The organism is Rhodoferax sp. GW821-FHT10B06 (assembly GCF_059415605.1).
In genome coordinates this window covers 279,170-291,281 of the sequence record NZ_JBWKNO010000004.1, presented here as the reverse complement: position 1 = coordinate 291,281, position 12,112 = coordinate 279,170, and the positions used below count along the sequence as shown (strand labels likewise).

General features: G+C 63.7%; 8 protein-coding genes, 2 tRNA genes and 1 pseudogene. 9 read left to right on the top strand and 2 right to left on the bottom strand.

The window, feature by feature from the left end; translation table 11 throughout:
* Nucleotide 1: 1 nt before the first annotated feature.
* Both AC07O2_RS08755 and AC07O2_RS08750 read right to left on the bottom strand, forming a co-directional pair.
* Nucleotides 2–78 (bottom strand) — tRNA-Arg (locus AC07O2_RS08755).
* Between the two features lie 100 nt (nt 79–178).
* Nucleotides 179–255 (bottom strand) — tRNA-Arg (locus tag AC07O2_RS08750).
* Between the two features lie 131 nt (nt 256–386).
* On the opposite strand from AC07O2_RS08750, the gene AC07O2_RS08745 reads away from it, so the two are divergent.
* The 9 genes and pseudogenes from AC07O2_RS08745 to AC07O2_RS08705 all read left to right on the top strand — a co-directional run bounded on the left by AC07O2_RS08745 (nt 387) and on the right by AC07O2_RS08705 (nt 11,993).
* On the top strand, nt 387–1,535 hold the full coding sequence (locus tag AC07O2_RS08745) for an alpha-hydroxy acid oxidase (RefSeq protein ID WP_495075346.1): 1,149 nt from the start codon (nt 387–389) through the stop codon (nt 1,533–1,535).
* A gap of 81 nt (nt 1,536–1,616) precedes the next feature.
* Nucleotides 1,617–2,549, top strand: a complete 933-nt coding sequence (locus tag AC07O2_RS08740; protein WP_495075345.1) for an exopolyphosphatase — start codon at nt 1,617–1,619, stop codon at nt 2,547–2,549.
* A 172-nt stretch (nt 2,550–2,721) separates the two neighbouring features.
* Nucleotides 2,722–3,897, top strand: coding sequence for an imelysin family protein (locus AC07O2_RS08735; protein WP_495075344.1), 1,176 nt, complete (start codon nt 2,722–2,724; stop codon nt 3,895–3,897).
* Between the two features lie 4 nt (nt 3,898–3,901).
* A complete protein-coding gene (locus AC07O2_RS08730; protein WP_495075343.1) occupies nt 3,902–5,329 on the top strand; it encodes a di-heme oxidoreductase family protein in 1,428 nt (475 codons plus the stop codon).
* Nucleotides 5,233–6,240 (top strand): annotated as a pseudogene (locus tag AC07O2_RS08725) (imelysin family protein); the annotation flags it as partial. The gene AC07O2_RS08730 and the pseudogene AC07O2_RS08725, both read left to right, overlap by 97 nt.
* 124 nt (nt 6,241–6,364) lie before the next feature.
* A complete protein-coding gene (locus tag AC07O2_RS08720) occupies nt 6,365–7,507 on the top strand; it encodes a DUF1513 domain-containing protein (RefSeq protein ID WP_495075342.1) in 1,143 nt (380 codons plus the stop codon).
* Nucleotides 7,508–7,845: 338 nt separating this feature from the next.
* Complete coding sequence (locus AC07O2_RS08715; RefSeq protein WP_495075341.1) at nt 7,846–10,146, top strand: TonB-dependent receptor; 2,301 nt, start codon at nt 7,846–7,848, stop codon at nt 10,144–10,146.
* Between the two features lie 75 nt (nt 10,147–10,221).
* Nucleotides 10,222–10,905, top strand: coding sequence for a Fe2+-dependent dioxygenase (locus AC07O2_RS08710; RefSeq protein ID WP_495075340.1), 684 nt, complete (start codon nt 10,222–10,224; stop codon nt 10,903–10,905).
* Nucleotides 10,902–11,993, top strand: a complete 1,092-nt coding sequence (locus AC07O2_RS08705) for an alpha-hydroxy acid oxidase (RefSeq protein ID WP_495075339.1) — start codon at nt 10,902–10,904, stop codon at nt 11,991–11,993. The genes AC07O2_RS08710 and AC07O2_RS08705 overlap by 4 nt, the downstream gene beginning before the upstream one ends.
* The last annotated feature ends 119 nt before the right edge of the window (nt 11,994–12,112 follow it).

The window sequence follows — 12,112 nt, the reverse complement described above, 5'->3', positions numbered from 1 at the left end:
TTGGTGCGGCTGGCAGGAATTGAACCCACGACCCCTTGGTTCGTAGCCAAGTACTCTATCCAACTGAGCTACAGCCGCTAAGCCTTGTATTCTACAATGAATTGACGCCCGCTGAATCAAAATCTGAAAATAGGCGTAAAAAAACCCGCAAGCTCAATACTTGCGGGTTTTTACATTTTGGTGCGGCTGGCAGGAATTGAACCCACGACCCCTTGGTTCGTAGCCAAGTACTCTATCCAACTGAGCTACAGCCGCGCAGCCTTGCATTCTACAACGGAATCCGGCATCAAAGTAGGCCGCGTGAGAAAAATGCGGTGAACTCCAAAATTTCTTCAGCCCGCACCACGGTCAAGCCCGCTAGCATCCAAGGCATTCAGGAGAACCGTGTGCCCAACGTCATTACCAATATCGAAGATCTGCGCGTTCTGGCGCAAAAGCGTGTACCCCGCATGTTCTACGACTACGCCGATTCCGGCTCGTGGACCGAAAGCACCTATCGCGCAAATTCCGAGGATTTTCAAAAGATCAAGCTGCGCCAGCGAGTAGCCGTCAACATGGCCAATCGCAGCACACGGGTAAAGATGGTGGGGCAAGACGCCGCCATGCCCGTCGCGATTGCGCCCACAGGCCTGACCGGCATGCAGCACGCCGATGGAGAAATCCTGGCGGCCCGGGCCGCGGAGAAGTTCGGCATTCCCTTCACGCTGTCCACCATGAGCATCTGCTCGTTGGAAGATATTGCGGCCCACACCAAGGCGCCTTTCTGGTTTCAGCTCTACTGGATGCGCGACCGCGCCTTTATGGAGGCCCTGATGGACCGCGCCAAGGCCGCCGGCTGCTCGGCACTGGTGCTCACGCTGGACCTGCAGGTGCTGGGCCAACGCCACAAGGACTTGAAGAACGGCATGACCGCACCGCCCAAGCCGACGCTGAGAAACATCCTGAATCTCATGACCAAGCCGCGCTGGTGCCTGGGCATGGCGGGCACGCGCCGCCACACCTTCGGCAACCTGGTGGGCCACGCCAAGAATGTGAGTGACATGTCCTCCCTCAGTGCCTGGACCAAAGAACAGTTCGACCCCCAGCTGGATTGGAACGACGTGGAATGGATCAAGCAGCGCTGGGGCGGCAAGCTCATCCTGAAAGGCATCATGGACCTGGAAGATGCACAGCTGGCGGCAAACAGCGGCGCCGACGCCCTAGTGGTATCCAACCACGGCGGGCGGCAGCTGGACGGCGCCCCCAGTGCGATCGAAGCCTTGCCAGCCATTGCCGACGCGGTGGGTTCTAACATCGAGGTCTGGATGGACAGTGGCATCCGCTCGGGCCAAGACGTACTGAAGGCCTGGGCACTCGGCGCACGCGGCACGATGATAGGCCGCAGCTTTCTATACGGACTGGGGGCAATGGGCGAAGCCGGGGTCACCAAATGCCTGGAAATCCTGCACAAGGAACTGGACGTCACCATGGCTTTTTGTGGCCATACCCAGATCGGCAACGTAGACAAAAACATTCTTTTGCCAAGCAGGTTTTAGGCCCTATCGCCCAACGCCGTGGAAGCATAATCAAGACGCTTTACGTGATCGTTTGCGTCTTCTTTATAAAGGATGGATTCCATGGGCACAGAAAAATTCCGCTTGGTCACGCGCAGTGACTTTGATGGCCTGGTATGCGCCGTGCTGCTGAACGAACTGGACATGGTGGATGAAATCAAATTCGTCCATCCCAAGGACATGCAAGACGGCAAAGTGGATATCACCTCCCGTGACATCACCACCAACCTGCCCTACGTGGCCGGTGCCCATCTGGCGTTTGACCACCACCTGTCGGAAACCATACGCAACCAAAGCGGGCTAAAAAACCACATCATCGACGCCAAGGCCCCGTCGGCAGCCCGCGTGGTGTATGACTATTACGGCGGCGCCAAGGCCTTCCCGAACATCACCGCCGACATGATGGATGCCGTGGACAAAGCCGACTCGGCCCAGTATGTGCGCGATGAAATCATCCACCCCACCGGCTGGGTGCTGCTCAATTACCTGATGGATGCACGTACCGGCCTGGGGCGCTTCCGCGAATTCCGCATCAGCAACTACGCGCTGATGATGGATCTGATCCAGTACTGCCGCAACCACGGCATCGACGACATCCTGAAGCTGCCAGACGTGAAAGAGCGTGTCGAGGTCTACCAGGAACACGCCACCAAGGCCAAGGCCCAGATCGAGCGCTGCGCCACCGTGCACAAAAACCTGGTGGTGCTGGACCTGCGCCATGAAGAAACCATCTGGGCCACCAACCGCTTCATGGTCTATGCGCTGTTCCCGCAAACCAATATCTCCATCCACGTAATGTGGGGCGTGCAGAAGCAAAACACGGTATTCGCCACCGGCAAGTCCATCTTGGACCGCAGCAGCAAGACCAATGTGGGTGAGCTGATGCTGCAGTACGGCGGCGGCGGCCACCATGCGGCCGGCACCTGCCAGGTAGAAAACGACCGCGCCGCGACCGTGCTGCAGGAGCTGACAGACAAAATCAATCTGGACGGTTAAACACAACCGTCCTAGTACAAAAGCCTGGCACCACGGCTAGTGGTTCCAGGCTTTTTTACATCCTATATACAAACAATATCAAGAATCAGTCGCATTACAATTCACAGCCAAAAAGGTTGTGTCAATTGCAAAAGTCTTGCTGTTCACGGCCTGCATTCCAAGGACTCTTGCTGTGAAATCTCTCTTGCTGAGCGCCGCGCTCCTGACGGCCTTTGCCGCACATGCCCAGACGACCGAGCAGCCTGCGGCCCAAACGACGGCCGCCGTCACCTCCGCAACCGTGGCTGCGCACTATGGCCGCCTGGTACACGCCAGCTACGAAGACACCCTCACCACAGCCCAGGCCATGCACACCGCGATTGCGGAGTTCGTCGCCAACCCCAGCGCAGACGGCCTGGCCAAAGCCCGTAAAGCCTGGCTGGCCGCCCGCGAGTTCTACGGCCAGACCGAAGCCTTCCGCTTCTACGCCGGCCCGATTGACGACAAGAACGGCCCCGAAGGCCGCATCAACGCCTGGCCCATGGACGAGGCCTATGTGGACTATGTGGTGGGCAAGCCCAAGTCCGGCATCATCAACAACCCCAAAGTCAAGATCAACGCCAAGAGCCTGTCCGCTCTGAACGAACGTGGCGGCGAAGAGAACATTGCCACCGGCTGGCATGCCATTGAGTTCCTGCTGTGGGGCCAGGACTTGAGCGAAACCGGCCCGGGCGACCGATCGTTCGAAGACTTTGTGGACGGCAAGACACCCAACGCCAACCGCCGCCGCGAATACCTGAAGGTGATCACGGAGCTGCTGGTCAACGATCTGGGCGACATGGTCAAGGCCTGGGCACCGGACGCCAAGAACTACCGCGCCAAGTTTGAGAAGTCCGGCACCAACGCGCTGCGCAATATGCTGGTTGGCGTAGGTTCGCTGTCGCGTGGTGAACTGGCGGGTGAACGCATCGAGGTGGCTCTGGCCTCCAAGAACCAGGAGGACGAACACTCCTGCTTCTCCGACAACACCCACCGCGACGTCGTAGCCAATGCCACCGGCATTGAAAACGTCTGGCTGGGCCGCTTCAAGCGTGCCGACGGCAGCGTGCTGCAAGGCGCCTCGCTACGCGACCTGGTTGCCGCCAAGGACGCCGGCGTGGCCGAACGCACCAGCAGCCATATCGCCGCAACGGTCAAGGCTGCCGAAGACATCCACCCTCCGTTTGACCGCGAGATCGTGGACCCAGAGGGCCGCAAACGCCTGCAGGCCGTGGTCGAATCCTTGAAGCTGCAAAGCAAGGACTTTGTGGATGCAGCCAAGGTCGTGGGCATCAACAAGCTGAGCATTTCCGAGCCCAAGGACAAGTAAGCATATGCCCACTTTCGCCAGCCAGCAGACCCTGCGCCTGCTGGCGCTGGCATTCGCCGGGGCCAGTGCCAGCTGGCTGGCCCTGGCGGTGTCCACCTCCGAGCCCGACCCCTCCGAAGAAAAACCTGGCGGCGACACCACGGTATTTGAAGTGGGACTGAATGCCTTCTCCTTCTCCGCCGCCAATCTGGACGAAGAAGGCCGCACGGCATTTGCCATCGGCAACTCCTTCTTTCGGCGCAACTGGGTGGAAGCCCCCTCCTCCACCGCCGCCCGCGACGGCCTGGGCCCGCTGTTCCTGGCCCGCTCCTGCGGCGGCTGCCATACCCAGGACGGACGCGGCGCGCCACCGAATACCTTTAAAAATGGGCTGGCAAGCGAGCAGCCCATTGCCTTGCTGTTCCGCCTGTCCGTCATGGGCCCGAATGGCAAGCCCTTTCCCGAACCCACGTACGGCGACCAATTCACCAACTTGGCGGTGCAAGACGTGAAGCCCGAGGGCAAGGTCCGCATCCGCTATACCGAGCTGCCCGGCCAGTTTGCCGATGGCACCGGCTACAGCCTGCGCCAGCCCCACTACAGCTTTACCCACCTGGGCTACGGCCCCATGCAGGCCCACACCATGGTCAGCCCGCGCCTGGCCCAGCAAATGCCGGGCGTAGGCCTGCTGGACGCGATTGCCGAAGCAGACGTGCTGGCCAATGTGCAGCAGCAGAGCAGCCGCACGGACGCCATCAAGGGCCAGGCCAACCGCGTGTTCGACCCCGTTGCCGGCATGGAAGTGCTGGGCCGCTTTGGCTGGAAGGCCAACACTGGCTCGCTGGCGCACCAGACCGCCGCCGCTTTCAATGGCGACATCGGCATCACCTCGGCGCACTTCCCGCATGAGAACTGCACACCCAAGCAGAAGTCCTGCCTGGCTGCCCCACGTGGCGGCAAGGATGGTGGCCCGGAGATAGACAACGCGCTGCTAGCCAAAGTCATCCTGTACGAAGCCACACTGGCGGTACCGGCCCGGCGCAACTTCAACGACCTGGACGTGCGCCGGGGCCAGGCCCTGTTTGCCCAGGCGCAATGCGCGGCCTGCCACCGGCCCTCGTATACCACCGGCACATCGCCCTTCCCGTCACTCAGCGGGCAAAAGATCTACCCCTATACCGACCTGCTGCTGCACGACATGGGTCCGGGCCTGGCCGATGGCCGCCCGGATGGCCTGGCCAATGGCCAGCAATGGCGTACCGCACCGCTGTGGGGGCTGGGCCTGGTGCCCGATGTGAACGAGCATAGCTTCCAGCTGCATGACGGCCGGGCCCGTAACACCATGGAGGCCATTCTGTGGCATGGTGGCGAGGCAGAGGCGTCCCGCCAGCAGGTGCTGAAAATGCCCAAGGCCGACCGCGATGCGCTGGTGAAGTTCGTGAACTCCCTTTAAGAACGTGTTCTAAAGAAAGCCAAGCTGTGACAGCTCTGATCGACCGCCGAAGCTGGCTTACCCTGAACCTAAGCCTGGGCCTGGGCGCGCTCTGCCATGCCGCGGGTGCCACCACCCTGCCCGCGCGCATCGCCAGCCCGGCCTATACCCCGTCCGACTTGGTACGCAACGGCTTGCAACTGCACTTTGTGCCCGCTGCGCAAGCTTTTGCCCACTCCACCGCCGTGTTGCGCGACCGGCTCGCTGACGGCTGCAGCCTGCTGCCCGCACGCGATGCCTGGCGCGCCGCCATGCTGGACTGGGAGCGGCTATCGGCCGTGTCCGTCGGTCCGCTGCTGGAACGGCGCAGCGCCCGCAGCGTGGACTTCTGGCCTACCCGCCCGGCCATGGTGACAGCCGCCGTGCAAACCCCGCCCGCAGACGCTGCTGCGCTGGAGCAACTCGGCGCGCCAGCCAAAGGCTTGCCGGCGCTGGAATGGCTGCTGTGGCAGCGTGCCCCGGACGCCGCCCAGTGCTACTACGCAGCCCAGTTGGCCGAAGCCTGCGCGACCGAAGCGCAGGCCGTGCTGGCCGACTTCCAGGCCATGGCGCAGCAGAACTGGACGCCAGAGACCGCCCTCACCGTATTCCACGAATGGTTCAGCCAAGCCGTGGGCGGCTTCGAGCAGCTGCGCTGGAAGAAGATGGGCAAACCCGCACGCAGCGGCCGCGCCAGCGACTGGCCACGCGCCACCAGCGGCAACACCCGCGCCGCCTGGCAGGCCGCCTGGACCAGCTTGCAGCACTTCCTGGTTGGCACCGGCCGCGCCCAGGAACAAGGCAGCCTGAACGGCTATCTGGCTGGCGACAACCAGTTGGCCCTGTCGGCCCAGCTGGAAACGGCTGTCGCAGAGCTCAACATCCGCATGCAGGCGGCAGATCCCCGCCATGTGGCGAGCGTTACCGCCGCCATGCAAGCCCTGGCCAAGACCAAGCAGCTGATGGAAGACAAGATCGCCCCCGAGCTGAAAACCATGGTCGGATTCTCGGAGTCGGATGGTGATTAAGACGGTGACCCAGCCCTACACCCTGCGCCGCCGCGACTGGCTGGCCTTCGCCGCCGCCACAGCCGCAACCACATCGGCCCTGCCTCTGCATGCCTCCAGCGCAGCCCGCCCCGGCCTGCTGACCGCCTGGACCAGCGGCGACGACAACCAGGCCTGGGCCGGCGTCTGGCAGCTGGGCAGCAGCCCGCGCGGCGTGGCCCTGCCCAAGCGCGCCCACGAGGTGCTGGTGCAGCACAGCGCCCTGGGCCAACCCACGCACGCCCTGGCCGTGGCCCGCCGCCCGGGCGAGTACCTGTTGCGCTTCGACACCCGCACCGCCCGCGCCGTGCATTGGCATGACATCGAAGACGACCGCGTGCTCTGCGGCCATGCCAGCTATGCGCTGGACGGCAGCGCGCTCTACACAACCGAAACCAATACCGACACTGGCGCCGGCATGATCGCCGTACGCGACCCGTTGAGCCTGGAAAAGCGCGCCGAATTCCCCAGCGGCGGGCTCGATCCCCACATGGTGCTGGTAGAGCCCGACGGCAGCCTGCTGGTCGCCAATGGTGGCCTGCTCAGCCTGCCGGAAACCGGCCGCACCAAGCTCAACATCGGCCATATGGATTCGTCGATTGTCCGGCTGGACGCCAAGACCGGCGCACAACGCCAAGCCTGGCGGGTAGACGACCCATATCTCAGTCTGCGCCACCTGGCCCGCGCGCCCGACGGCACCGTCGCCGTGGCCATGCAGGCCGAACACACCGACCTGCAAGCCCGCCGCACCGCGCCCTTGCTGGCTCTGCTGGATGGCTCGGGCCTGCGCAGCGTGCCCTTGCCGCCCACGCTGGCCCTGGGCGGCTATGCGGGCGACGTGGCCTTTGTGCCCGGCAGCGGCCCGCAGGCCACCGACCGCTTCGTCATCAGCGCCACCCGTGCCAGTCAACTGGCCTGGTGGTCGGCCCAGGGTGAAGCCCCCAGCCAGCAGCCCCTGCCCGAAGCCGGCGCCCTGGCCACGCTGGGCGCTGACTGGCTGGCCAGCGGCGCGCAAGGCGATGTGCGTGGCATGCAGAACCACCACGCGCTGGAGCGCCACCTGGACAAGGTGCATTGGGACAACCACGGCAAGTGGCTGGCCCTAACGGCCTAACAAACAGGCCCGTACCTGCCCGGGCTGCCACTATTAAATAGATAGCTACTGGCGCAGATAAAACCTGCGCTAGCGGCCTGTTTCCTGTAAACACAGCACGGTACGCAGCCACGCCTCAGAACGTGTTCAAAGATGTTGCAAGCATGCAACGTGTTCCAGCCGCACCCAACCCTGTTTATTCCTATTTATTAAGTAAAAATAACAAGAATGATTCGCATTAATTTACAATTCATCACAGTTCCTTCCTCGTAGCCAGCCAATCCGTACGGCCCAGTTTTGGGCCGTTTTCTGCGGTAGCCAGCCATTGTTTTAGCTTTTCCATTCTCAGGCTGACTACCATGTCCCGACACAAAACCTCCAAGAAAAAAAGCACTCCAGCGCAGGTAATACCTGCGCCAACAGCTATTAAAAACGCAGCAGCCCACACCACTCCGTATGCCGCGCTGCCCTTGGGCGCCATGCTGCTGGCCGGCTCCTTGAGCGCCGCAGCCCAGCAGGCAGAAGCCACCAAGTCCCTGGCCCCCGTGGTCGTCAAGGAACAGGCCGAGGGCAAGGACGCCATCCGCGCCACCACCACCACCATCGGCAAGGGCCAGCAGGCACTGCGCGACATTCCGCAGTCCATTACGGTGGTGACCGAAAAGCTGATCGTTGACCGCAACCTCAATACCCTGAAGGAAGTGCTACACAACACCGCCGGCGTGACCTTCCAGGCCGCCGAAGGTGGCGAGGAAGACATCCGCCTGCGCGGCTTCTCGCTGGCGTCCACCGGCGACATCTTCCTGGACGGCATCCGTGACCCGGCTTTCTACGACCGCGACACCTTCAACAACGACCGCATCGAGCTGCTGCGCGGCTCCGCGTCCATGCTGTTCGGTCGTGGCTCCACCGGCGGTGCGGTCAACCAGGTCAGCAAGCAAGGCCTGCTGAAGAACGAATCCGAAGTAGCCACCACCCTGGGCAACCACGACTTCCGCCGCGTCACCGGCGACTTCAACATCCAGACCGCCGATGATGCCGCGCTGCGCATCAACGCCATGTACACCAAGGCCGACAACAACGGCGCCGGCAGCAGCATCGACAAGAATGGTCTGGCCGCCAACTACCGCTTCGGCATTGGCTCGATGGACGAGTTCTCGGTCAGCCTGTATGCGCTGGACAACCGCAACGGCATGAACTACGGCATCCCATGGATCAAGGCCCACGCCAGCGACACCAGCGCCGCCAACACCCTGATCACCAGCCTGGACCCCAGTGCCTACTTTGGCATGTCCAGCGATGAAAACGCAGGCTCGGCCAATGTCGGCACCATCAGCCACACCCACCGCTTCACCCCGGACACAGAGCTGAAGACCTCGTTCCGCAAAGGCCGCTTCACCCGCAACCAGCGCGCTGGTACGGTGCGCTTTGCTGCTGCCAACCTGCAACCCGGCGGCCAGGCTGTGGACCTGGGCAACTTCAGCGACAGCACCGTATTCACCCGTGGCACCCAGCTGAAAATCCAGAACCTGGAAACGCTGAACCTGCAAAGCGACCTGAGCAGCAAGTTCGACGCCTGGGGCCTGGGCCACGCGGTGCTGGCCGGGGTGGACTATTCGCGTGAGGAAAAGATCGCCTTCTCCGCACTCACCGCCGCACAAGGCGGAGTGGTCCCCACCAAGCCCAACACACTGGCAGGCACACCCAATGACGGCGCTGCCATCGACGAATCAGTGCGCACCATTCGCCAATCCAGCGGCTTCGTGAACAACACCTACGGCATCTACGCCCAAGACATGGTGCAAATCACGCCCACTTGGAAGGTGCTGGCAGGGCTGCGCTACGACAGCATGGACGGCACGTACGATACCTACAGCGTCACCACCGGTGCAGGCACTGCCAGCTACAAGCAGAGCATCTCCGCCATCAGCAAGCGCGCTGGCGTGTTGTACCAGCCCAACGTGCTGGACTCGTACCACTTCTCCTGGGGCACCTCGTTCAACACCTCGGGCGACACCTACTCGTACAACGCGCAAAGCGCCAACACCGACCCGGAACGCAGCGAAAACATCGAAGTCGGTGCCAAGCTGGACTCGGCCGACAAGCGCTTCACCACACGCCTGGCCTTGTTCCGCTCCACCAAGTTCAACGAGCGCAACACCGACCCGGACACCGCGGCAGACCGCCTGCTGCTGTCGGGCAAGCGCCATACCGCCGGCTTCGAGCTGGACGTCACCGGCCGTCTGACCACCGCGTGGGAAATCTACGGCTCCTACATGTGGATGCCCGTGGCCCGTGTGGACATTGCGGCCTCTACCGCCACCACCGTGGGTAACCGCGTGGGTGACCGCCCCGGCCTGAGCCCCAAGCACAGCGGCACGGTGTGGAATACCTACCAGTTCACCCCCGCCCTGCGCGCCGGTGTAGGTATCAACTTCCGCAGCAAGCAAGCGCCCGCCGACGTGACCGCCCCCGCCTGGGAAGCCCCCGGCTTCATGACCGCCGACCTGATGGCCGAATACGCCATCAACGACAGCATGACCCTCAAGGCCAACCTGACCAACGTGGCCAACAAGCTGTACGCTGACGCGCTATACCGTGGCCACTATGTGCCCGGCGCCGGCCGCATCTTCCAAACCACGCTGACCGTCAAGTTCTAAGCCACGGCACGCCAACCAAGCCGCCCTGGGAACGTATTCTCGGGCGGCTTTTTCACGAGCTACGACAATTCCCCCATGCTACTCCACCTACCCGACATCCTCAGCCCCGAAGAAGTGCTGCACGCCCGCCAACTGCTGGACCACGCTCCCTGGGCCGATGGCCGCGACAGTGCCGGCAGCCAGGCCCGCGAGGTCAAGAACAACGAGCAGCTACCGCACGACTGCGACGCCGCCAGTCAGATCCGTGCCCTGGTGCTGCGTGGGCTGGACCGCAACCCCACATTCTTCTCGGCCACCCTGCCCAAACGCGTGTTCACCCCGCGCGTCAACCGCTACCAGGGCAGCAGCAACTTCTATGGCCCGCACGTGGACAACGCCGTGCGCTTTGCGCCCGACACCGGGCTGCGCGTGCGCACCGACATCTCCTGCACCCTGTTCCTCAGCGACCCGGCCGACTACGACGGCGGCGAGCTACTGGTGCAGGATGCCGCCGGCCCGCAGTCCGTCAAGCTGCCCGCCGGCCACCTGGTGGTCTATGCCGGTACCAGCGTGCACCAGGTGGCGCCCGTCACCCGCGGCGCCCGCCTGGCCTGCTTCTTCTGGGTGGAAAGCATGGTGCGCAACCAGGAGCAGCGCCAGCTGCTGTTCGATCTGGACATGAACCTGCTGCGCCTGCGCCAGCAGCACGGTGAAACAGCTGAGACCACGGCCCTCACCGGCACGTACCACAACCTGTTACGCATGTGGGCTGATACATGAACGCCCCGCGCGTCGCCAGCATCCCGCCCGGCGTGGTCACGCTGGAAGACCACGCACGCCACGCCCAGACCGTGCTGGACGCAAATGCCTGGGCCTACTTCAGCGGCGGCGCGGCCGACGAGATCACCCTGCGCGCCAACCGCAGCGCTTGGGACGGCTTGCAGCTGCTGCCCCGCGTGCTGCAAAACCTGACCGGTGGCCACACCCACACCACGCTGCTGGGCCGCGAACTGGCCCACCCCATCCTGCTGGCTCCCGTGGCCTACCAGCGCATGGCCCACCCAGATGGCGAGCTGGCCACGGCCTACGCAGCAGCAGCCCTGGGCGCGGGCATGGTGCTCAGCACCCAGTCCAGCATTGCTATGGAAAACATAGCTGCTGCCGCAGGTACTGAAAGCGCCAGGGGCCCTTTATGGTTCCAACTCTATATCCAGCACGACCGCGCTTTTGCCCTCGACCTGGTGCGCCGCGCCGAGCACGCCGGCTTTGAAGCCCTGGTGCTGACCGTCGACGCCCCGGCCCACGGCGCCCGCGACCGCGAGCGCCGCGCCGGCTTCCAGCTGCCGCCTGGCATCAGCGCCGTGCACCTGGCCGACCTGGCCCCCGCGCCCGCCGGCCCCGGCCTGTGTGGCGGCCTGGGCGACGTGGCGCCCACCTGGGACGACGTGGCCTGGCTGCAGTCGCACACCCGCCTGCCCGTGCTGCTCAAAGGCGTGCTGCACCCCGCCGACGCGGCCCAGGCCGTCCGGCTGGGCGTGGCCGGCCTGATCGTCTCCAACCACGGCGGCCGCACCCTGGACACCGTCCCCGCCACCGTTCAGATGCTGCCGCGCATCGTGGAGGCTGTAGCCGGCAGCATGCCGGTGCTGGTAGACGGCGGCATCCGCCGTGGCACGGATGTACTCAAAGCCATCGCCCTAGGCGCCAGCGCCGTGCTGGTGGGGCGGCCCTATGTGTATGGCCTGGCGAATGCGGGTGCGGTGGGCGTAGCCCATGTGCTGCGGCTGCTGCGGGATGAGCTGGAGATTGCAATGGCGCTGTGCGGCTGCGCGACCTTGGCGCAGGCGTCGCCCAGTTTGCTGGTGTAGCGGGCGCGGGGCGTTTACGCTCTGCAAGGCGCAAGGCCATGCGACCGGATGAACGTTTACTCTCAAATTGATAGCTGACAGCGCAGGTTCTTCCTGCGCTAGAGACCGATTCGGCTTGT

Excerpts from the sequence above, each read along its gene's own strand:
- AC07O2_RS08705 (WP_495075339.1), top strand. The coding sequence starts at position 10,902 with ATGAACGCCCCGCGCGTCGCCAGCATCCCGCCCGGCGTGGTCACGCTG.
- AC07O2_RS08715 (WP_495075341.1), top strand. The coding sequence starts at position 7,846 with ATGTCCCGACACAAAACCTCCAAGAAAAAAAGCACTCCAGCGCAGGTA.
- AC07O2_RS08730 (WP_495075343.1), top strand. The coding sequence starts at position 3,902 with ATGCCCACTTTCGCCAGCCAGCAGACCCTGCGCCTGCTGGCGCTGGCA.
- AC07O2_RS08710 (WP_495075340.1), top strand. The coding sequence starts at position 10,222 with ATGCTACTCCACCTACCCGACATCCTCAGCCCCGAAGAAGTGCTGCAC.
- AC07O2_RS08740 (WP_495075345.1), top strand. The coding sequence starts at position 1,617 with ATGGGCACAGAAAAATTCCGCTTGGTCACGCGCAGTGACTTTGATGGC.
- AC07O2_RS08720 (WP_495075342.1), top strand. The coding sequence starts at position 6,365 with ATGGTGATTAAGACGGTGACCCAGCCCTACACCCTGCGCCGCCGCGAC.